Source organism: Xanthomonas nasturtii, from assembly GCF_023337365.3.
Taxonomy (GTDB): Bacteria; Pseudomonadota; Gammaproteobacteria; order Xanthomonadales; family Xanthomonadaceae; genus Xanthomonas; species Xanthomonas nasturtii.
In genome coordinates, this window is the sequence record NZ_CP142084.2 from 3,019,700 (window position 1) to 3,042,417 (window position 22,718).

The 22,718-nt window shown below is 64.2% G+C and carries 16 protein-coding genes; 6 read left to right on the forward strand and 10 right to left on the reverse strand.

All coding sequences use genetic code 11. The features are described 5' to 3' along the window. Positions 1-202: 202 nt before the first annotated feature. The 4 genes from M3O59_RS13175 (at position 203) to M3O59_RS13190 (ending at position 10,247) form a co-directional block, all read left to right on the forward strand. A complete protein-coding gene (locus tag M3O59_RS13175; RefSeq protein WP_116906370.1) occupies positions 203-3,253 on the forward strand; it encodes a TonB-dependent receptor in 3,051 nt (1,016 codons plus the stop codon). Between the two features lie 202 nt (positions 3,254-3,455). Continuing rightward, positions 3,456-5,597: a M13 family metallopeptidase gene (locus tag M3O59_RS13180; RefSeq protein WP_116906369.1), complete on the forward strand. Its 2,142-nt coding sequence runs from the start codon at positions 3,456-3,458 to the stop codon at positions 5,595-5,597. A 368-nt stretch (positions 5,598-5,965) separates the two neighbouring features. After that, a complete protein-coding gene (locus M3O59_RS13185) occupies positions 5,966-8,062 on the forward strand; it encodes a M13 family metallopeptidase (protein ID WP_116906368.1) in 2,097 nt (698 codons plus the stop codon). 169 nt (positions 8,063-8,231) lie between these two features. Continuing rightward, on the forward strand, positions 8,232-10,247 hold the full coding sequence (locus tag M3O59_RS13190) for a M13 family metallopeptidase (protein ID WP_116906367.1): 2,016 nt from the start codon (positions 8,232-8,234) through the stop codon (positions 10,245-10,247). A 203-nt stretch (positions 10,248-10,450) separates the two neighbouring features. Here M3O59_RS13190 and M3O59_RS13195 read toward each other — a convergent pair whose 3' ends face one another. From M3O59_RS13195 to M3O59_RS13225, 7 genes are all read right to left on the reverse strand, one after another. Next, positions 10,451-11,149 (reverse strand): rhomboid family intramembrane serine protease, encoded by a 699-nt coding sequence (locus M3O59_RS13195; RefSeq protein WP_064632743.1) that lies wholly within the window; start codon positions 11,147-11,149, stop codon positions 10,451-10,453. A 40-nt stretch (positions 11,150-11,189) separates the two neighbouring features. Next, complete coding sequence (locus tag M3O59_RS13200; RefSeq protein ID WP_064632824.1) at positions 11,190-11,597, reverse strand: MGMT family protein; 408 nt, start codon at positions 11,595-11,597, stop codon at positions 11,190-11,192. A gap of 100 nt (positions 11,598-11,697) precedes the next feature. Then, positions 11,698-12,618, reverse strand: a complete 921-nt coding sequence (locus M3O59_RS13205; protein ID WP_249061058.1) for an IS110 family RNA-guided transposase — start codon at positions 12,616-12,618, stop codon at positions 11,698-11,700. Between the two features lie 537 nt (positions 12,619-13,155). Further along, positions 13,156-14,526 carry a glutathione-disulfide reductase gene (gene gorA / locus M3O59_RS13210; protein ID WP_116906230.1) on the reverse strand — a complete coding sequence of 457 codons (1,371 nt, stop codon included), beginning with the start codon at positions 14,524-14,526 and terminating at the stop codon, positions 13,156-13,158. Continuing rightward, positions 14,523-15,773: an NAD(P)/FAD-dependent oxidoreductase gene (locus M3O59_RS13215; RefSeq protein WP_249046279.1), complete on the reverse strand. Its 1,251-nt coding sequence runs from the start codon at positions 15,771-15,773 to the stop codon at positions 14,523-14,525. The genes gorA and M3O59_RS13215 overlap by 4 nt, the downstream gene beginning before the upstream one ends. 7 nt (positions 15,774-15,780) lie before the next feature. Then, positions 15,781-17,025: a DUF418 domain-containing protein gene (locus tag M3O59_RS13220; RefSeq protein WP_116906232.1), complete on the reverse strand. Its 1,245-nt coding sequence runs from the start codon at positions 17,023-17,025 to the stop codon at positions 15,781-15,783. Positions 17,026-17,254: 229 nt separating this feature from the next. After that, positions 17,255-17,734 (reverse strand): FKBP-type peptidyl-prolyl cis-trans isomerase, encoded by a 480-nt coding sequence (locus M3O59_RS13225; protein WP_064632751.1) that lies wholly within the window; start codon positions 17,732-17,734, stop codon positions 17,255-17,257. 109 nt (positions 17,735-17,843) lie between these two features. Between M3O59_RS13225 and M3O59_RS13230 the strand changes: the two genes are divergently transcribed. Both M3O59_RS13230 and M3O59_RS13235 read left to right on the forward strand, forming a co-directional pair. Beyond that, positions 17,844-18,386 (forward strand): C40 family peptidase, encoded by a 543-nt coding sequence (locus M3O59_RS13230; RefSeq protein WP_064632826.1) that lies wholly within the window; start codon positions 17,844-17,846, stop codon positions 18,384-18,386. Between the two features lie 109 nt (positions 18,387-18,495). Further along, positions 18,496-19,245 (forward strand): C40 family peptidase, encoded by a 750-nt coding sequence (locus M3O59_RS13235; RefSeq protein WP_249047022.1) that lies wholly within the window; start codon positions 18,496-18,498, stop codon positions 19,243-19,245. A 431-nt stretch (positions 19,246-19,676) separates the two neighbouring features. Here the strand turns inward: M3O59_RS13235 and M3O59_RS13240 are convergent, their stop codons facing one another. From M3O59_RS13240 to M3O59_RS13250, 3 genes are all read right to left on the reverse strand, one after another. After that, positions 19,677-20,168: an acyl-CoA thioesterase gene (locus M3O59_RS13240; protein WP_064632756.1), complete on the reverse strand. Its 492-nt coding sequence runs from the start codon at positions 20,166-20,168 to the stop codon at positions 19,677-19,679. A gap of 243 nt (positions 20,169-20,411) precedes the next feature. Then, positions 20,412-21,248, reverse strand: a complete 837-nt coding sequence (locus M3O59_RS13245) for a class I SAM-dependent methyltransferase (protein ID WP_147308520.1) — start codon at positions 21,246-21,248, stop codon at positions 20,412-20,414. 7 nt (positions 21,249-21,255) lie between these two features. Next, entirely contained in the window at positions 21,256-22,596 is a 1,341-nt protein-coding gene (locus M3O59_RS13250; protein ID WP_249054677.1) for a dicarboxylate/amino acid:cation symporter, read from the reverse strand. Positions 22,597-22,718 lie beyond the last annotated feature (122 nt).

Here is a 22,718-nt window from a genome sequence, read left to right on the forward strand (position 1 = left end):
GCAGTCGAGGTTGTTTGTTTGCATGTGCGCCCGGCCGGGATTCTGTGCCGACTTCCTCGCTTCCTGTGCGGATTTCCATTATTTCATTAACAAATCGTTGTAAATGCTTGCACTGCCGCGCAGACATTCATTACGTTCGGGTTAAGGCCATCCGACTCCCCGATGACCGCCCCTTATCCGCACTCCAGTTGAAAGGTCAGGAATGAGCAATCAGTTTCGTCGCCAGGTCCTCAAGCGCACCGCCCTTGCCGTCGTGCTCGGTGCTTGCCTAGCCAACGGCGCGGTCTATGCGCAGAGCACCACCGGCAGCATCTACGGCAGCGCTCCCTCCGAAGCGGGCAGCACCATTGTCGTACAGAGCGACACCGGCCTCAGCCGCACCATCACCATCGACGCCACTGGCCGCTATAACCTGGGCTCGCTGCCGGTGGGCGCCTACACCGTCACCCTGAAGCGCGGCGACCAAGTCGTCGATACCCGCACGAACGTGCAGCTGCGCGTCGGCTCGGGCACCGAAGTCTCGTTCGCTGGCGCAAGTGCTTCCGGCAGCAACGCAGATGCAACCACGCTCGGTGCCATCACGGTGACGGCCGCAAACGCACCGAAGATCGATGTCAGCTCCACGTCGTCACGTTCGGTCATCACTTCCCAGCAGCTTGCGATCCTGCCACTTGGACGCAGCGCCGAAGCAATCGCGCTGCTGGCACCAGGGGCCGTCGCAGGCAGCGGCGCGTTCGATAACGGCTCGCGTTCGGTCGTGTCGTTCGGCGGCGCAGGCGTCACCGAAAATGCGTACTACATCAACGGATTCAATGTCAGTAATCCGCTCAGCAACCTGGGTGGCGTGAGCTTGCCGTATGGCGCCATCGACCAGCAGGAAACCTACACCGGCGGTTACAGCGCGCGCTACGGTCGCTCGACTGGCGGCGTGATCAATCAGGTGGGCAAGCGCGGCACCAACGAATGGCACTTCGGCGCTCAGGCCGTGTGGGAGCCCAAGGCACTGGCAAGCTCGCCCGAAAACGTGCGCTTCCCCAACAACACGCTGCCAGCAGATTTCGAATACACCAATCCCGACCAGCCTGGAACGCTTTACCGTAGCCGCAAGGACGACGCAGCCAACCGTACTGTCTATAGCGCTTACGCGGGCGGACCGCTGATCCAAGACAAGTTGTTCGTGTTTGTTGCCGGCGAATCCGACAAGACCGATGGCGTGTCCACCAACTCCAGCGCAGCAAGCGTCCTGGGGCGGAACAACTACTCCTACAGCGCGCCGAAGTTCTACGGCAAGATCGACTGGAACATCAACGACAGCAACATCCTGGAATACACCCGCATCGAAAGCACCGATCGTCGCGCGGGCTACTACACCGATTTCGACTACGACACCTTGTCCGGCGGTGGTCGTAGCGGGACATTCGCCGATGCCTACAAGATCAAGGACCGTTACGACATCTTCAAGTACACCGGTTATCTCACCGATGACCTGACCTTGAACGCCACCTGGGGCCGTAGCCGCCAGGACAATCTGCAGAGCAATCCGTACGTCTCCAACCTGCCTTACCTGCAGAATGTGACCAATCAGGATCCTGCACTGACCGGCGGTGCGCCGATTACCAACGATCAGGCAAGCAGCCGCACCAAGGCCGATCGCCCACAGAACAAGACCCGCAGCCTGCGGCTTGAACTCGAATACCGGCTCGGTGACCACGACCTGACCGCTGGCGTGGACAACATGTATTTCAATGCGTCTGACGAGGGTGTTCGCACCACTGGGCCTGGATACCAGTGGTTGTTCGCACGGCAGTCCAACCCGGCTGTCGACATCCGTCCTAGTCTGGGTGTCGGCCCATCGGGCGGCAATGGCTACTATGCGCAGCGCCGTATCTTCACCACGACCACCAGCATGGCCGTCGAGCAGAAGGCGTACTACCTGGAAGACCGCTGGCAGGTCAGCGACAAGTGGCTGGTCCTGCTGGGCATCCGCAACGACAAGTTCACCAACTTCAATAGTGCCGGCGCTCCGTACGTTGACAGTGGCGACCAATGGGCACCACGTCTGGGCGTGAGCTGGGATGTGTTCGGCGATTCGTCGCTGAAGCTGTATGCCAACCTCGGGCGTTACTACCTGGCGCTGCCAAACAGTGTTGCAGTGCGTGGTGCGTCTGCCTCCACCTACACCGACGAATATTTCGCGTATAGCGGCTTGGATGCAAACGGAGAGCCGACCGGCTTGAGAGCGCTGGGCCCGGGCCCGGTCTCCTCGAACGGCGAATACGGCCAGACGCCCGACCCGAATTCGTTCGCACCGAGCGATCTGAAGTCTCAGTACCAGGATGAGTTCCTGATGGGCTTCGAAAAGACGCTCGGCGAGAAGTGGAACTCGGGTGCAAAGGTGACCTATCGCAAGCTGCAGACCGCGATCGACGATGTCTGCGATACAGGCCGGATCGCCGACAAGCTCGAAGCCGGTGGCATCGACGCCTCATCGGTCGCCATTCCTGGTTGCGTGATGTTCAATCCTGGCGAAACCAACACCTACAACCTGACCAATGTTGACGGCTCGGGCCGCACGCAGGTGCGCATGTCTCAGGAGGATTGGGGATTCACCAGCGGTGCCAAGCGTAACTACGTGTCGGTCGACTTGTTCCTGGAACATCCATTTGACGAAAAGTGGTTCGGCCGCGTCGATTACACCTGGTCGCATCTGTACGGCAACACCGAAGGCCAGGTGAAATCCGATCTGGGACAGGCTGACGTTTCCAAAACGCAGGATTGGGACTCGGCAGAGCTGATGTACTACGCAGGCGGAAGTCTGGCCAATGATCGCCGCCATCAGTTCAAGGCATTCGGTGCCTATCAGTTCACACCGGAATGGATGGCATCTGCCACAGTGCGCGTGTTGTCCGGCACACCCAAATCGTGCTTGGGCTATTTCGGTGAGGGCGAGCAGGATCCGATCGGCTATGAGTCGGCCTACCACTATTGCGCCGGTTCCCCTTCGCGTCCGGGCGACGCAGGCCGCACGCCTTGGCTGACGAATCTGGACCTGGGCGTGACCTATCGCCCGTCGTTTGCCGATCACAAGCTCGCCATCGGGCTGCAGGTCTTCAACGTACTCAACGACCGCGATGCCACCCGTGCGGAAGCGGTGTACGGGGATGACCGTTACACGGTGTCGAACACGTATGGCATGGGCACCTACTTCAACCCACCGCGGTTCGTTCGTCTCTCTGCGGCTTATGACTTTTAAGCGCAGCATTCGGAACTAGAACACGCACTTCACCACGGCCCCGAAAGGGGCCGTTTTTTTAAGTGCGACTGCTGGTGCAGCTGCTTCGCAGCCCGCCTCCCGACCATCTACACACCCCGCACCCATGACCTCCGACACCATGCCATCCGGCTGGCGAGGCGTAGAGTGCCGGCCACGGCCCTGGCGACGGGGCTTCCCATTGATGCTTCTGGAGTCCTTTGTGATTCGTACACCTCATCTGTTGACGTTGACCCTGGCCGTAGCCACCGCGCTGAGCGCTTGCAAGAAGTCTGAAGACGCCGCGCCTGCCGCCCCCGCGGGCGACACAGCGGCAACCACGTCCGCTGCACCCAAGACGCTGACCCTGGACCAGAGCAAGCTGCCGGCGGTGAACCAGTTCACTGCGGCCGATCTGGATGCAAACGGCAACGCCTGCACCGATCTCAATGCCTACGCCAACGCCAAGTTCCTGGCTGCCAACCCGGTGCCGAGCGACCGCACCAGCTGGGGCGCATTCGAGATGCTCGACGAGCGCTCCAACGCCATCCAGCAGCAGTTGGTGGAACAGGCCGCCGCCGACAGCAAGGCGACCGGCGTGGAAAAGATCGTCGGCGACCTGTGGTCCACCGGCATGGACGAAGCCAAGATCAATGCCCAGGGCATCGCGCCGCTGAAGCCGGAACTGGCCGCCATCGACGCCATCAGCGACCAGACCAAGCTGGTGGGCTATCTGCGCAGCAGCGCCGCGAAGGGCCACAACGTTCTCTTCAGCTTCGGCGCCGAGGCTGACTTCAAGAAATCCAGCCAGAACATCGCCTACGCGATGCAGGGTGGCCTGGGTCTGCCGGATCCTGAGTACTACACCAGCGCCGGTAACAAGGCCAAGCTGGAGGCCTACCAGGCGCATATCGCCAAGGTGCTGGAACTGTCCGGCGTCACTGCAGCCGATGCCGCCGCGCAGGCCAAGCAAGTGGTCGCGTTCGAAACCCGCCTTGCCAAGGTCTCCAAGACCAGCACGCAACTGTCGCGGGATGCCTCGCTGGCCTACAACCCGATCTCGCCGGCCGCTGCCGACACGCTGACACCGAACTGGTCGTGGACCGAATTCTTCACCTCGCAGGGCGTGGCCACGCCGGAGATGTTCTCGCTGGCAATCCCGGCCTTTCATCAGGAAGTGAGCAAGATGATCGCCGACACCGATCCGGCGATCTGGCGCGCTTACCTGCGCTTCCACATCGTCGATGGCGCCTCGCCGTTCCTGAGCCAGCCATTCGTGGACGAGAACTTCGCGTTCTACAACAAGACCATGCGCGGCCAGAAGGAAATCAAGCCGCGCTGGAAGCGCGTGCTGGCCACCATTAACAGCAAGGCCGGCGAAACACTAGGCCAGATGTACGTCAAGGTCGCCTTCCCGGCCGACTCCAAGGCCAAGATGGAAACCCTGGTGAGCAACCTGCGCACCGCGTTGAAAGCGCGCATCGAAAAGCTGGACTGGATGAGCCCGGAGACCAAGACCAAGGCGATCGCCAAGTGGGAAAGCTTCACGCCCAAGATCGGCTTCCCGGACAAGTGGCGCGAATGGAACGGCCTTGCCACCAGTCGCGATAGCTACCTGGGCAATGTGCTGGCCGCGCAGGAATTCAACTACAAGTGGAACCTGTCCAAGATCGGCAAGCCGGTGGACAAGACCGAATGGGGCATGAGCCCGCAGACGGTCAATGCGTACTACAACCCGCTGCAGAACGAGATCGTGTTCCCGGCCGCGATCCTGCAGCCACCGTTTTTCGACCCGAACGCACCGGAGGAAATGAACTACGGCGGCATCGGTGCGGTGATCGGGCATGAGATGACCCACGGCTACGACGACCAGGGCAGCCGCTTCGGTGCCGATGGCAACTTCATCCCGGATCCGGGCTGGTGGACGCAGAAAGACCTGGACGCGTTCAAGGCACGCACCGGCAAGCTGGTGGCGCAGTTCGACAGCTACCGCACGCCGGCCGGTGACAAGGTCAAGGGCGATCTGACCCTGGGCGAAAACATTGCCGACCTCGGCGGCCTCAACACCGCCTACGACGCGATGAAAACGGCCACCGCCGGCAAGGACGACCCCAAGACCGACGGCATCACCCGCGACCAGCGCTTCTTCCTCAACTGGGCCACGGTGTGGCGCCGCAATTTCACCCCCGAAGAACTCGTCGTGCGCCTGAAGACCGACCCGCACGCACCGGCCAACTTCCGCGCCATCGGTGCGCCGTCGAACATGCCGGCCTTCGCCGCCGCGTTCTCGTGCAAGGCCGGCGATGCGATGGTGCGCCAGGGCGACCGGCAGGTTGTGATCTGGTAACTGCGCAATCGCTGTAAAAAAATGCGGGCGGCGATCGAAAGATCGTCGCCCTTTTTTTGGGAACTGCAGCGTGAGCAGCGAGATCCCTTCACGCGTCCGATGCAGGGCCTGCGCCGTGGGTTGGCTGTGGCCGCGTATCAGTCGCCAATCTCATTGCCCTACAAAGAGTGTTTGCACCCGAACACTGACGTTTACGACGTCACTCTTTGGCTTCAAACAGCCGTGTTCTTGTGTCTTCTGCGCGCCCTCAGAGCCTCTCTGGCGCAACAGCCACTTGCGTTAAATACAAGTCTCAACAAAGCTCAAGCGCATGCGCCAATACGGTTGCGCCCGCCTATCCTCGGCGCTCCTTCCCGCGACCTTCCCCCATGTCAGCCATCAAGACGTCGACACTCGCCCTTGCCCTGCTGGTCGCACTGGCGGGCTGCAAGCGCACATCCGACGACAACAGCGTGCAGACGCAGGCCGCGCCGGCGCCCACTGCGACCGCCCCCCCATCCAAGCCGGCCTTTGATATCGGCCAGCTGGACACCGCGTCAAGCGCGTGTACGAACCTGGATAGCTTCGTCAATGCCAAGTGGGCCAAAGCCAATCCGATCCCACCCGACCAGACCAGCTGGGGGGTGTTCGACGAACTGCTGGAAAAAAGCCTGGCCACGCAGCGACAGATTGTCGAAGCCGCTGCAGAGCAGGCAGACAAACAATCCGATCCCCTGACCCGCAAACTGGGCGTGCTGTACGCCTCGGGCATGGACGAACGCGCCATCGAAGCAGCCGGCTACGACCCCATTCGTCCGCAGCTGGAGGCGATTGCCGCACTCAGCTCCAGCACCGCGATTGCCGACTACATCACCAAACGCTACGCAGAAGGCGACGCACTGGTGTTCAACTTCGGTGCCGGCCCCGATTTCCGCAAGGCCGAACAGCAGATCGCGTTTGCCCAGGAAAGCGGCCTGGGCCTGCCGACCAGGGACTATTACACCGCTGCGCAATACGCTCCCATCCGCGCGGCCTACCTCGCCTACATTGCCAAATCGTTCGAACTCACCGGGAGCGATGCCGACACGGCCAAACGCCAGGCCAACGACGTCATGGCGCTCGAATCGCGCCTGGCTGCTGCATCGCTTGCGCCGACCGACGCTCGCCAACCCAAGAATCAATACCACTTCCTCAGCGTTGCCGATGCCGACAAGATCACACCGCACTTTTCGTGGACAACCTTCTTCGCCGCACAGGGCGTGGATGTCGGCCCCGGCTTCTCGCTATCGCAACCACGCTTTTTCGCGGCATTCGATCAACAATTAGCCACCGCGCCGGTGGCGCAGTGGCAGGCATATCTGCGCTTCCACACCATCGATGACGCGTCCAAGCAGCTCAGCAAGGCATTCGTCGATAACAATTTTGCCTTTTATGGAAAGACGCTGTCCGGGCAGCCCGAACAACGGCCGCGCTGGAAGCGCGTTCTTGGCGCGGTCAACGGGGCCATGGGCGAAGGCCTGGGCCAACTGTACGTCGCCAAGGTCTTCACGCCCGACACCAAGCAACGCGCCGCAGAATTGGTGGACAACATCCGCGCCGCACTCAAGACACGGATCGAGCACGTCGACTGGATGAGCGAGCAGACCAAGGCCAAGGCCTTGGCAAAGTGGGAAACCTTCCTGCCCAAGATCGGTTACCCGGACACGTGGCGCGACTGGTCCGGGCTGGAAATCGTGCCTGGCGCGTATTACCGCAACCTGCAGGCCGCGGAAAAGTTCAACTACCACTACGACATTGCGCAGATCGGAAAACCCACCGATCGCAAGCGCTGGACGATGACGCCACAGACGGTCAACGCGTACTACAGCCCCCAGACGAACTCCATCAATTTCCCGGCCGCAATCCTGCAGCCGCCATTTTTCGATGCCAACGCGGATGACGCGCTGAACTACGGCGCGATCGGCGCGATCATCGGCCATGAGGCGTCGCATGGTTTCGACGATCAGGGCAGCCAATTCGATGGCGCGGGCAACAATGTCAATTGGTGGACGCCGCAGGATCGCAAGGCCTTCGAAGCGCGCACCGATTTGCTGGTCAAGCAATTCGACGCCTATGTGCCGCTGCCGAACCATCCAACCCTGCACGTCAACGGCAAGCTCACCCTGGGCGAAAACATCGCCGATCTGGGCGGCATCAACATTGCCTACGATGCCTTGCAAACCGCACTGCGCGAGCATCCCGAGCGCGCACAGACGATCGACGACTACCGCCCGGAACAACGGTTTTTCCTGGGCTTTGCACGCAACTGGCGCGAGCAGATCCGCGAACAGCAGCAGCTGGTCTATCTGGCTTCGGACCCACACTCGCCGTCCAACCTGCGGGCCATCGCCTCGCCGTCCAACATGCCGCAGTTCGCCCAGGCGTTCTCCTGCAAGGCAGGCGATGCGATGGTGCGCGCCGACAAGGACCGCGTGGTGATCTGGTAAGCGGCTGCAAGCGCTTCCAATGCGATAACACCGCACAGGCCCGCACGCGCGGGCCTGTCGCGTTCATGCAAACGGCCGGTAGTGCTGACGAACGGCCGCGCCCGCCCGCCTGCGCGGCACGCAGCCTTGCTAAACTCCGCCGACTTTACTTTGGCCACCCTTCTTCTCGATGCCCACCATTCGTCCGCTTGCCCTCGCTCTTGGCTTCAGCCTGATCTCGCTGCTGTCCGCCCCCGACGCCGACGCCGCTCGCAAGAAGAAGGCCGCAGCGCCCAAGGCCCCGGCGGTCTCGGCGGCCTGCACCAATTTCTACGACTACGCCAACGCCAACTGGCTCAAGGCCAACCCGGTGCCGCAGGCCGGCGCCGTCACCGCGCTGGGCCAGTTGTCCGAGCGCGCCCTGCAGCAGCAGCGCGAATTGCTCGATGCATCGATGAAGGCCCCGCAGGGCAACGTGCAGAAGCTGCTTGGCGATTTCTGGGCCAGCGGCCTGGACGAAGCGGCGGTCGAAAAGGACGGCTCCAACCCGATCGCCCCTCTGCTTTCGCGCATCGACGCGATCAAGAAGGCCAAGGACGTCCCCGCTTCCATCGCCGCATTGCATCAGGTCGGCATCCCGGTCGGCTTCAACTTTGGCCCGGACGTGGACCTGAAGGCGCTCGATCGCCACATCGGCTACTTCATGCAGGGCGGCATGGGCCTGCCCGACCCGGCCTTCTACACCCGCACCGACGCCGACACCCAGGCGCTGATGGGCCGTTACCGCGCCTACGTCAAGCAGATCCTGGCGCTGACCGGCACCCCGGCCGACAAGCTCGAAGCCGATGCCGCCTCCGTGCTGCAGATCGAAACCGCACTGGCGCGTAGCGCACAGTCGGTGCAGGGCATCAACAACCCGTTCAACAACTACGCCCCGATCGCCACCAAGGAGCTGACCAAGCAGTACAAGAACCTGCGCCTGGCCGACTTCCTGGAGGCGCAGGGCGTCAAGGACGATCTGGTGTCGATGGCCGACCCGGCCATGTTCAAGCAGCTCGACAGCATGATCGTCAGCATCAAGCCGGAGCAGTGGAAGGCCTACCTGCGCTGGCGCGTGGGCGATGCCATGGCGCCCTACCTGTCCAAGAGCTTCCACGATGCCGAGTCCCAGTTCCGCGGCCGTCTGCTGCGTGGCGACGCCTTGCCGCCGCAGCGTTGGCAGCAGGTGCTGGATGCGATCAACGTCGCTGCCGGCCCGATGCTCGGCCGCGAGTATGTGGCGCGTTACCTGAGCAGCGACACCCGCCGCCAGGCCGAAGCCATCGCCGACCAGGTGCGCGACGCGCAGCTGGCCGCGCTGGAGCGCACCGGCTGGGGCAATGGCGAAGCGGTGGCCGAAGCCAAGGCCAAGCTGGCTGCGATGAAGATCGAAGTCGGCGCACCGCGTCGCGATCTGGACTACACCGTGCAGCCGATGGGCCGCGGCAGCTTCGGCGGCAACATGCTGATCGCCTCGACCTGGCGCCACCGCGAAGAAATGAAGCGCATCGGCAAGGGCAACGCCGACCGTCGCTGGGACGTGTTGCCGCAGCAGCCGGCGCTGGCTTACGACATCGCGCAGAACCGCCTGATCGTCACCGCTGCCGTGTTGCAGGCACCGGTGCTGAGCACCGGCAGCATCCCGGCGGCCCAGTACGGCGCCTACGGTGCGCTGGTCGCGCACGAGCTCACCCGCGCGATCGACGCCAAGGGTTCGCTGGTCGATGCCAAGGGCGAGCTGCGCAGCTGGTGGACGCCGGCCGAAAAGACCAGCTGGACGCTGCTCACCGGCAAGGTGGCCAATCAGTTCTCGGCCTACCCGTACCCGGGCGTGCCCAACGCCAAGGTCAATGGCGCGCAGACCGCCGAAGAGAACCTGGCCGACCTGGCCGGCGTCGAACTGGCCTGGCAGGCCTTCAGCAAGGCGCAGCCGGCAGCGACCGAGGCCGACAAACAGGCGTTCTTCACTGCCTGGGCCGGCTTGTGGGCACAGCAGTTGTCGCCCAACGAAGCGGTGCAGCGCGCAAGCGCCGACATCCGCGCACCGGGCCAGTGGCGCACCAACGGCCCGCTGTCGAACCTGCCGGAGTTCGGGGCAGCGTTCACCTGCAAGCCGGGCCAGCCAATGCAGCGTGTGGATGCGGACCAGATCAAGATCTGGCGCTGACTCAAGCGTCTGGTCATCCCTGGCAATCAACCCGTCACCACTGGCAACAAAAAAAGAGCGCGGATTCCGCGCTCTTTTTTTTATGTCCACCGCCTTCCCCGATCACGCAGGAGCGGACCAGGCCGCGATGGACGTAACCGATAAAGCCCCATCGCGGCCAGGGCCGCTCCTACGACGCAGTGCAGCTCCGGTGAGTGGCCGACTCAGCGCACCACGCGCAACGGCGGCTTGCGGCCCTTGCCACCGCCCTTGCGGCCACCGTTGCCGCCGAACGGCGACTGGCCGCGCCAGTAGCGGATCATCAACCAGCCGAACAGCATGCCGCCCAGATGCGCGAAGTGCGCCACGCCCGGCTGCCAGCCGGTTGCACCCAGGAACAATTCGATCGCGCCGAACACGATCACGAAGGTGCGCGCCTTCATCGGAATCGGTGGGAACAGCAGCATCACGCGCTGATTCGGGAACAACATGCCGTAGGCCAGCAGCAAGCCGAACACACCGCCCGACGCACCCACCACCGGCGCACCGCTTTGCGTGAACCAGGCCATCAGCAGCTGGCACACGCCGGCACCGGCCACACACACCAGATAGTACGTGAGAAAGCGCTTCTGGCCCCAGGTCTGTTCCAACGGCGCGCCAAACATGAAAAGCGCCAGCATGTTGAAGAACAGGTGGTTGAAACCGCCATGCAGGAACGCATAGGTCAGCAACTGCCAGGGCATGAAACTGGCGCCCAGCGAAAACGCATCGAAGCCGTTGGAGATCGGCCACAGCATCAACGACGACAGTGCCGTGTCGGACGGCAGCACCCCGGCGCCCAGATCGCCCAAGGCCCACTGCAACAGGAACAAGCCGATATTGGCGATCAACAACGCTTTGGTGACGGGGGGCAGTTGGGGCATGGCGGCCTCCTTCGGAATGCCCCCGATGATAACGGCAGGCTTATGAAGGCGCCCACACGGCCGCATCCAACCGCTGCGCAGCACTGGCCCGGCGCACACGCCCCCGCGCTACCTGCACGCCTTCGGCGCGTAACCGCTGACACTGCTCGCGATAGCCTGCCGAGCCTTCGGGCAGGGCGATCCGGCCGTCGCTGCGCAACACGCGGTGCCAGGGCAACTGTGGGTCGTCATTGCCGCTGAGCACGCGCGCCACCAGCCGCGCCCGTCCGGGAAGACCGGCACGCAGTGCGACTTCGCCGTAGCCGGCCACCTGGCCAGAAGGAATTGCACGGATCACCGCAACAATGCGCAGTCGCGCCTGCTCGCTGGAAAGTGCTTCCGCCTTGAGAGCGGCACGCCCAGCGGGAGTGGCACATGGATGCGACGCTGGCAGGCGGGCTTTGGACATCGCGCAAGCATGCCAGCTAATGGGCACGCCATTGCGCACCACCCTCCCACGCGAAGAGAAGCGAAAAGCCCCTCTCCCCTCGGGAGAGCAACTGTCTTGATCAACTGGCGGCGCTAGCCGCCAGTTGATCTCGCATCTTGGCGTTGAGGATGACCAATAATTTGCGCATCGCCGCCACGAGGGCGACCTTGCCCGCTTTGCCCTGCGTGCGTAGCCGCTGGTAAAACTCGCGCAGGGCCGGGTTGAAGCGCACCGCCACCAGCGCCGCCATGTACAGCACTTGCCGCACGCAGGCGCGTCCTCCCCAGATGCTGCGGGCACCGCGCAACGTGCCGCTGTCGCGTGCCAGCGGCGCCACCCCGACCAGTTTGGCGATCGCCTTGCCGGTGAGACGGCCCAGCTCGGGCAGCTGCGCCGCCAAGGTCGCGACCAGCACCGGGCCGACGCCCTTGACCTGGACCAGCACCTCCAGCTCGGCACGTGCAGCCACCTGTTGGGCGATGCGCGCATCCAACTCCGCCAGCTCTTTTTGCCATTGCCGCACGCCGGCCTGCGCCCGCTTGCGCAGCCACACATCGGTCAGTTGAGACAGCCGCTGGCGCTCCTGCTGCACCGTCGCCAACACCTGCGTGCGGCGCTGCTGGTACTCGCGCAGCTGACGGCGCCAGCCTTCCAGCGGCTGGTAGGGCGTGAGTGATACCACCATCGCCATCTGCGCCAGCACACGCGCATCCAAGGTGTCGGTCTTGGCCAGTTGGCCGATGGCCTTGGCAAAGTCACGCGCTTGGCGAGGGTTCACACGCGCCACCGGCAGGCCGGCCGCATGCAGCGCATCCAACGCTGCCAGTTCGTAGCCGCCCGTGGCTTCCAGTACCACCTGGTGCAGCTCCATGTGTCCCAGCCAGCTGCGCAGCTGGCGCAGACCTGCCGCCGTGTTGGGGAAGCGCCGTTCGCCTTTGCAGCCATGCACATGCACATCCAACCACTGCTTGCTGACATCGATACCTACGCCGTATGCCATGGAAAAACTCCGCTATGCTCGAAGGGTCGAGAGCTCTCCTGGGCTGCCCAGCCTGATCGTTACGAGTGCCAACTCCAGCAACTGTTCGGGCGTTTGCCAGGAGATCCCGGCGTGGCGACCTCGCTCTCCCGCGGTTGTTTAGACCTGTGGGTTATCGGTCGACCACGCCGGCTCTCGACACCTAATCTGGCAGATCGCCAAGAGATAAGGGGTTGGGGTGAGGGTACGGGGCAAAGCCACCCACAGAAATCGATCAGCGCGGTCAGTCGTCATTCGACGCCAAGTGACGCGACAGCCAATGTTGGACATCACAGCGAGCTGGATCGATACGTCGCTTGTACCGACCCTCACCCCAACCCCTCTCCCGCAGGGAGAGAGGCTTCGATCGTTCTCCAATCTGGAGAAGGCGGCGCACGGCGCCGGGTGAGGCTACGACGGCAGTGAACTTCGCAACCTGCCCTTGATCGAAGCTTAGGCACCACCAGCTTGCAATCACCCAACAATCCGCAACGGCGACGCTACTCCGCAACCCAACCCTCAATGCATCAACACGATCTCTTCGGACGAGGTGGGATGAATCGCCACGGTCTCGTCGAAGTCGCGCTTGGTCGCGCCCATCTTCACCGCCACCGCAAAACCTTGCAGCATTTCCTCGGCGCTCTCACCCAGCAGATGCACGCCGACCACGCGTTCCTCTTCGCCTACGCACACCAGCTTGAATAGGCTGCGCTGCGGCGCGTCGGCCAGTGCGTGCAGCATCGGGCGAAAATTGCTGCGATACACGCGCACCGCGCCGTTGTAACGTGCGCGCGCCTGTTCTTCGGTCAGCCCGACCTGGCCAAGCGGCGGATGCGAAAACACCACGCTGGGGACGCCGTCGTAGTCCATGCGTGCATCGGGCTGGTTGCCGAACAGCCGGTCCATCAGCTTGCGCCCGGCCGCAATCGCCACCGGCGTCAGCCCGACCTTGCCGCCCACATCGCCGATCGCATGAATATTCGGCACGTTGGTGGTCTGGCCGTCGTCCACCACCACCTCGCCCTTGTCGCCAAGCGCGACTCCCACCGTCTCCAGGCCCAGCCCGGCGGTATTGGCGCGGCGGCCTACTGCCAGGAACACCTTGTCGAAGACATCGTTGCCCTGCTCGCCCGGATGCTTCGGATGACCATGCACGCGCAGTGCCCCGTGCGCATCGCGCTCCAGCGCCGTGGTGGTGAAACCGAAATGCAGCCGCACCCCCAGATGCCGCAGGTTATCGGCCAGCTGCAGAGTGAGCTCGGCATCGAAGCGCTCCAGCAAACGCTCGCCCTGCACGAACAGATGGACGCGGCTACCCAAGGCCTGCAACAGCCCGGCGATTTCTACCGCGATATAGCCGCCGCCGATAATCGCAACCTGCGCAGGCGCATGACAGAGGTTGAAGAAATCGTCGGAGACTTCACCATGTTCGGCGCCATCCACATCCGGGCGCAGCGGGTACGCACCGGTGGCGATCACGATGTGCTCGGCGGTCACCGGCACGCCGTCGCCACCCATGATGGTGTGACGGTCCTGCAACACGCCGCGCTGCGGGATCAGCACCACCCCGTCTTCATTGAGACGGCGCCGATAACTGGCGTGGATGTTGGCGATGTATCCCTGCCGATGCGTGACCAGTTCCTGCCAGGCCAGCGTCGGGCGCGGCACATCGAATCCCAGTGCACCTGCCAACTCGATCTTGCCGGCCAGATCGGCCGCCAGCCACATCGCCTTCTTCGGCACGCAGCCCAGATTGACGCAGGTGCCGCCCAATTCGTTGGGCTCCATGATCGCCACCCGCGCGCCATGTTTTGCCGCGCGAAATCCGGCGGCCAGGCCGCCGGAGCCGCCGCCCAGAATCATCACGTCGTAGTCGTAACGCGCCCTCATGCGAAACGCTCCGCCCGGTAAGGATGCGGGTCCAGCGCAGGTGCGCGGCCCGTGATCAGGTCGGCCATCAGTTGTCCGCTTGCTGTGCTCATGCTGATGCCGAGCATGCCATGCCCGGCCGCGAGCCAGACGTGAGGATGCCCAGGCACTGCACCCAACACCGGCACGTCGTCCCAGGTCATCGGCCGCCATCCGTACCAGCGTTCGATCACCGCAGGGCCGCGCGGCGCATGCAGGTAGTCGGCCGCTGCACGTTCCAGTGCGGCCAGGCGCGTGGCGTTGAGCTGCGTATCGCGCCCGGAAAATTCCATCGTGCTGCCGATCCGCAGGCGATCGCGCCACGGCACCACGAACACCCAGCGATCCTTCAGTACCACCGGGCGGCGCGGCATCAGCGCCGGCGCACTGTAGGTGATCGAATAGCCTTTGCCAGCCTGCACCGGCAAGCGCAGACCGAGTTGCCCCGCCAGTATTGGCGACCATGGCCCGGTTGCGATGACCACCTCGCGCGCAGCATGCTTGCCATGCTCGGTCTGCACGCAGCTGCCAACGCCATCGGGCACGATTGCCTGCACACGGCAGTGCGCATCGATCACCACACCGCGCGCGCGCAGCACCCTCGCCAGCTCGGCGGTGTAACGCTCCGGGCGCAGATGCGCATCGCCGGGGAAGTGGATCGCGCCGGCAATGCCATCGCGAAATGCGGGGTCCTGGCGCACATAGTCCGCACCATCGATCAGCTCGGCCTGGATGCCCCATTGCGACAACAGCGCACATTCGTCGCGGTACTGCGCAAAGCGGCGCGCATCGCCGAACACGTAATCCAGCCCGTCGGTGCGAAACTCGCAGTCCAGCGCATACCGCGCAACCCAGTCATCGAAGCGCTGCCGCGCATCGTGCAACAACGCCGCGCGCGCCTGCGCACTGGATTGCCAATCGCGTGCATTGCAACGCCGTGCGAAGCGCAGCAGCCAGTGCCATAACCCGGGGTCCAGACGTGGCGGGATATACAACGGCGCATCCGGGGTGAGCATCCATTTCATTGCCTGCGCAATCATGCCGGGCGCCGCCAGCGGCGGTGCATGGCTCGGCGTGATGGTGCCGCAGTTGCCGTACGAGGTTGCCGCACCGGGCGCACCGGCATCGAGCACACGTACCCGCCGGCCCGCCTCGACAAGGGCCAGTGCGGTGGCCAGGCCAATCGCGCCCGCACCGATCACCACCACATCATCGCGGGCACCACGCATGCTGGCGCTACCCGGTGCGTGCCGTGCCGCGACACATCGGCGGCAGCTGCAGGTAGGTCAGGCTGCGCCACAACCATTCCATCGGCCCGAAGCGGAACCAGCGCAGCCAGCAATGGCTCAGCAGTATCTGCAGCACGAACAACGCCAGCGCCAACGGCAATTGCCACACACGCGGCAGCTGTTCGAAATAGCCTAGCCCGTAGCCGGAGAAGATCGCGGTGCACACCAGCGATTGCAGCAGGTAGTTGCTCAACGCCATCCGCCCCGCCGGCGCCAGCCACGCCAGACGCGGTGCCAGGCGCACCACCCACGCGGCATAGCCCAGGCTCATCAACGGCCCGGCAATCAGCGACAGTGCGAACGCGCCGGACAGGCGCAGGTCCAGCCGCGCCGGATCGATCCACGGCTCCAATGCATAACTTGCCAGCATCACCCCCAGCCCGAGCGGCAACAGGCCATAGCGCAGCGTTGCAAACAGGCGCGGGAAGCGCTCGGGCGCGGCGATCGCGCCGCTGCGTACGAACCAGCTGCCGAGCAGGAACATGCCGAGCATGGCCGGGCCGTTGATGCTCAGGCCGGTCATCGCCTCCTGAAAGTCGTGCCAGCGCTGCAGCGTCGCTTGCAGATAGGTGCCGCTTCCGAATGCGACGCGCTGCGCTTGCACAGTCGCCAGCGCCTGCTGCGAAGCGTCGGCCATGGCGGCCTTCCACTGCAGCGCGGCCGCTGGATCGGCCTGCGCAATCTCGCCTGCCACGCCATACAACAGGATCAGCCCAGGGGCGCACAGGTATACCAATGCAGCCAACCACGGCAACGTCACTGTCGGCACGCTGCGCGCGCTCAGCAGCAGTAATGCCAGTAGCGCATAGGTCACCAGAATATCGCCGGACCACACCAGCAATGCGTGGGCGAGGCCGATCGCCAGCAGCCCAAGGGTGCGACGCAGATACTGGCCGAAAAACGCGCGCCCAGCCTGCGCTGCGCGCTGCGCCATCATCGCAAAACCCATCCCGAACAACAGCGAAAACAGCGTATAGAACTTGCCTTGCACGAAGACGTAGACCAGCGCATCGGCAAGCCGGTCGGCACCGTGCCAGTGCGGCTCGACGCCGGTCATGGCCAGATCGAGCGGCCCGACGAAGGCTTCCATGTTCATCAACAGGATGCCCAGCAGCGCAAAACCGCGCAGGACGTCCAGCACGACGATGCGCTCGGCCGCAGCAATGGGGAACAGCACGTCGCGGGATGTCATCACGGCTCGGCAATCAAGTGCGGCGGCGCGCGCCGCAGAATGCAAACGGCCCGCCGATGAGGCAGGCCGTCAGGAATCGCAATCACGCAGGATGGGTGGCGAGCTGGAGCGACAGACAGAAATCCACCACCGGCGCATGCCACATCGCCGTGCCCGTGTAACGGCAGGCACCGATTGCGCACGCGCGCCATGTCGATCTACTGCTGCGCCACCGCGTTCCTGCACGACCTCAGTGGTGATGACCGCCGTCGCCATGCACATGGCCGTGGTCGCGCTCTTCCGCGGTGGCTTCGCGCACGTCGATGATTTCCACGTCGAAATGCAGATCCTTGCCGGCCATCGGGTGATTGAGGTCCACATCGACCACGCTCATGCCGACCTTCTGCACCGTCACTGCGCGCGGGCCGAAATTGGTCTGCAACACGACCTGGGTGCCCGGCACCAGCTTGGTGGCGCCGAAATGCTTCTTGGGCACGCGCTGGCTCAGGCCTTCGCGGTATTCGCCGTAGGCTTCGGTGGCATTGACGTCCACGCCGAAGCTCTCGCCGGCTTCCTTGTCCATCATGGCCGCTTCCAGGCCCGGGATGATGTTGCCGTGGCCGATCATAATCGCCAACGGGTCACGCTCCTTGGAGCTCTCGATCGGCTCCTGGCCGATCTCCGAAACGGTGTAGTGGAAGCGGACGACGCTGTCTTTTTCGATCTTCATGCCTGGCTCTGAATGGGCTGCCCGGTGGCAGACGGTGGAGGACGGCTTGTCGGCCGCCGGGTGCGCCGCCATCATGGCGACCTTTCGAACCGCCCATTATCCCGGCTCCATGCATATCACGCCAGTTTTCGCCGCCCGCGCCCGGCGCGCCGCGGCCAGCTCGTTGCTGGGCCTGCTGCTGTTGGGCGGTTGTTCGTCGCCACAGCCGGTCCGGCGCCAGCCTGCGCCGCCGCCTACAGCGCGCGCGTGGCCGCAGGTACCGCCTGCCGACCCGGCCGCTGCCAACAACATCCTGATGCGCGCACTGGGGCTGGTGGGCACGCCATACCGATTCGGCGGCAATACGCCGGAGACCGGCTTCGACTGCAGCGGGCTGGTCGCCTATGTCTACAAGGACGTGCTGGCATTGGCGCTGCCGCGTACCTCGCGCGAGCTGGCCGCAATCCAGGGCCCACCGATCCCGCCGGAGCGACTTGCCACCGGCGATCTGGTGTTTTTTGGCTCCGGCGGCAGCGTGACCCACGTCGGCATTTATGTCGGTGAAGGACGCTTCGTCCATGCCCCCACCACCGGCGGTACAGTCCGCCTGGATTTCCTCGACGGCGCCTACTGGCGTGACCATTATTCAGGTTCAAAGCGTGTTTTGCACTGATTTGTGACGCACGTCACAAGTCATAAAACGGCAAGTTAACTTTTTTTGAACGTAACGATTCGTTCACCAAGGCATCATCCCGTATCGACAGCAGAATTGTGATTCCCGCGTGACGAACGACGAACAGATCAACACTGGCGCCGCACCGCTTCCGCCCCGGAAACCGCTCCGCCTGCTATGCGCCACCGCTCTCTGGCTTGCAGCACTTCCGGCATTGGCGCAAACCGCCAATAGCACCCCATCCGCTCCGCAGACGACCACGCCAGACAGCGCCGTCGCCGCCGAGAAAGCCGCAACCCGCAGCCGCGCCGACGCCGCTGCCACCGCAACACTGGCCGCCCTGCTTCCGCACCTGGCCGCCAATGACGCTATTCCCCTGATGGACCGCTCGGCGATGTTCGCCGGCGACATCAGCCGCCTGCTTGCCAACTACGACGTCTCGCAGAGCGCAGCCAATGCCGCCCAGAACGCCGTGGCGGACAGCCGCGTGCAGGTGATCCTGCAGCGCGCCATGGCCCTGCTCGGCACCCCGTACGTGTGGGGCGGCGAGTCCACCGAAGGCTTCGACTGCAGCGGTCTGGTCGGCTATGTGTTCAAGACCGCGCTCGGTATCGACCTGCCGCGCGTCTCGCGCGACATCGCCCGCGACGAATCGGCCGAACTGATCAAGGACCCGACTGCGCTGAAGGCGGGCGACCTGGTGTTCTTCGGCAAGCGTGGCCGCATCGATCATGTCGGCCTGGTGGTCGGCGACGGCAAGTTCCTGCATGCGCCCAGCCGCGGCAAGGATGTGCGCGTGGATTCGCTGGCCAGCGGTTACTGGAGCGAGAAATTCATCCAGGCGCGTCGGGTGCTCTGACCTGCACTGCGCCAGCTGCGCTGGTTTCGGCGCTCCGTGGGCTCACCTGGATGCCAGGGACGCAAAGGCGCTTCGATTGCCACTGCGTCGGTCGCGTGACAACAAAAGCCGCGGCGATCCCGCGGTTTTTGTCGTTTGGGGCGTGAGGCAGTTCTGAAACAGACGCCCGCAAGCCTGGAAGCCTCTTTGCCTCCGGGCGAGGAGTTGGGGCGAGGGGACGGCGGCACGGATGGCGCAGTTGGCATCACAGCTACATGGACGCCAGCGCAGTCACATGCAGCGCCACATGCCGTGCGCACCGCAGCCGAAAAGTCGCCTGGCGACCAGGCACCTTCATCCACTGCCTGTGGGCACCGCGCGTCTGTATCGCGGTGTGGAGGCATCGCGCCTGCCCTTCGGCACACAGTGCCGAGAGGCCAACGGCCCCGCAGCTACCGCGACCTATCGGCCTGATAATGGGCCATGGTGTCCTCGATGCCCTTGCTCAACTCCATCACCTTGAGCGCGTATTCGGCCAGGCGCTGATCTTCCGGGGTGTCGGGGCGCCAGGACGGCACCTCCACCGGGCTTACGCCGTCGGGGTCCATCGCCACGAACACGATGATGCAGTGGGTGCACAAGCGCGAATCGCCGCCCATCGGGCTGCGCGCCCGCACATCGATGGCGAAATGCATGCTGCTGCGGCCGGTGTAGACCAGCTTGGCCGACACCGCCACCAGATCGCCGATCCGCACCGGCGCCACGAAGCGGATGCCGCCCACTGCCACGGTGACGCAGTAATGCCCGCTCCAACCGCTGGCTGCAGCGAAGCCGACCTGGTCGATCCACTTCATCACCACACCGCCATGCACCTTGCCGCCGAAGTTGACGTCGCTGGGCTCGGCCAGAAACCGAAATGTCAGATCACGCTGTTGGCCAATCACCGCCCGCCCTCGTCAATGGATGAGCTGGAAGTGTGCCATGTGGGTGGAAGCCTCGGCATACCTGCAACCCGATCGCCACGCCGGGCGACATGGAACACGCAACAGACATCGGCACGCGTCAGCGCACTGTCCATGAACCAGACTCGGGATATTTCGACGTTATCGCGCCAGCCGGAAAAGCAGCATCGCCGAATAACCTGAGTCACGCTGCTGCGCGTTATCGGACAACCTCGACACGCACCCTCAACCGCCACTCACTCCAAGGTTGTCCCGCTTGCGCAGACACAGCCACGGGAAATGCGGCTGCGGCAGCCGGAGCATCTTGCGCGCACGCGCACTCCAGCGGCGCGGGTCGAACAACCACTGCACCGCAAAGCGGTCGAAGGTGGCGTAGGTGTGCTGGTGGTAGTGTGCGGCCAGCTCCGGAACGCCCAACTCGGTGAAATAGCGCAGGCTGCGCGCTGCACTTTCCTGGCCGCGTTGCGGCGTGGCGTAGAGCGGGCTGTCGAGAATATGCAGCTCGCCATCCTCGGGCAGATGGGCAAGCAGGCGTTCGATCAGTGCGGCGGGGTCGGCAAAATACTGCACGCAGGCCGGCAGCACGATGACGTCGAATACGTCGCGAGGCAGCGCGACGGTGTGGATGTCGGCAGCGACGAAACTCAAACGCTCCTCGTGGCCGAACACGCGTGCGGCCTGGCTGAGTTCGGTGCGATTGACGTCGATGCCGCAGACATCGCGCTGCAGCGACTGCGCCAGCAATTGCGACAGCCAACCATTGCCGCAACCGAGTTCGAGGATGGCGCCCGCACTCGCGCGCGCCTGCAGATGCCGCACCAGCAAACCGCTGGACAGCGCGCGTACGCGCCATTCCAGCGTAGTGCCCAATTTGCCGCTCGGACGCGGCAGGCTGCGCACCTGCGCATCGCTGTAAAGCCGGCCTTCCTTGCGCCGGATTTCCAGATAATGCTGCGCGAAGGGGTCGTCAGCCAGGCCGCGCTGCACGAATACGCCATCGACACTTTCCAGCTCGGGCAGCTGCTGCAGCCGTTCGCGCAGCATGGGAAATCCGGCACGCATCGGCACCTCAGCGCAGCGGCTTGGCACTGTCGGCAGGCGGATCTTCCAGCCCGACATTGCTCGACGCCGCGTCGTAGATGCGCTTGTCGAGCAAGCCGGTTTCCTTGGCCACCAGCACCGGCACCAGCATCTGCCCGGTCACGTTGGTCATGGTGCGCATCATGTCCAGGATGCGGTCGATGGCATACAGGTAGCCGATCACTTCCAGCGGCAGGTTCGCCGCGCTCAGCACCACCGTGGCCATGATCACCGCCGTGCCCGGCACGCCGGCGGTGCCGAAGCTGCCGAGTACCGAGGCGATCAGCACCACGAAATACTGGTTGGCGGTCAGCGGCACGCCGGTGTATTGCGCAATGAACACCGCGCACAAGGCGGGGAAGATCGCGCCGCAGCCGTCCATCTTGATGCTGGCGCCCAGCGGCACCGCGAATGCGGCGTAGTCCTTGCTGACGCCCAGGTTGTGGGTGATCGAACGCATCGCCACCGGCATTGCCGCAAAGCTCGATGAACTCACGAACGCCACCTGCATGCCGGGCGCCGCGCCGCGGAAGAACTTCCACGGGTTGAGCCCATGCGCAAGCAACAGACCGCTGTAGACCACCAGGATATGGATCGCGCAGGCCACGTAGAGCGCCAGCACGAAATTGCCGAACGGCAGCAGCTTCGCAAAGCCATAGCTGCCGACCAGGCTGGCGATCAGGCCGAAGGTGCCGAGCGGGGTCATCTCCAGCACGAAGCGGGTGACCTGGATCATGATCTCGCTCAGTTGCCCGGCGAGCTTGCGCGCCTCGGCCACCCGCTCGCCGAGCTTGACCATGGCAAAGCCCAGCAGCGCCGCGAAGAAGATCACCGGCAGGATCGAGCCACGCCCCGCCGCCAGCACGGTTTCGCCAGCCGCATTGGTCTTGGTGCCGATGCCGGTCAACGCGTAGAACGGATTGGACGGGACGACATCCAGCAGCACCTTGATCGGGCTGGGCACATCGCGCGGCGTCCAGGCCGAATCCACGCTCAAGCTGAAATGGCCGGCGCCCGGCTGCATGATCGTGCCCACCGCCAGGCCCACGCCCACCGCCAATGCCGCGGTGATGACGAACCACAAGAACGTGCGCCCGCCGAGTGCGGCGACCGACTTTTGCCCGTGCAACGACGAGATCGCATTGATCACCGCGAAAAACACCAGCGGAATCGCAATCATCTTGATCAGGGTGACGTACAGATCGCCAAGTGGGCCGAACCACACATCGGCCGCCGGGCCCATTGCCGCACCGGCCAGCGCGCCCAGCACGAAGCCGGCCACCACGCGTTGCCAGAACGGAATGCGCAACCAGGCCGCAACCAGTTTCATGTCGTCGAATCATCCGGGGGGAGAGTGCATGCACCATAGCCCAGGCCCGCGCTGCCCGCGAGACCACCACTGGAACAGCGCTGTGTCATCGGTGTGACACCAGCCATCGCGGCATAATGGGC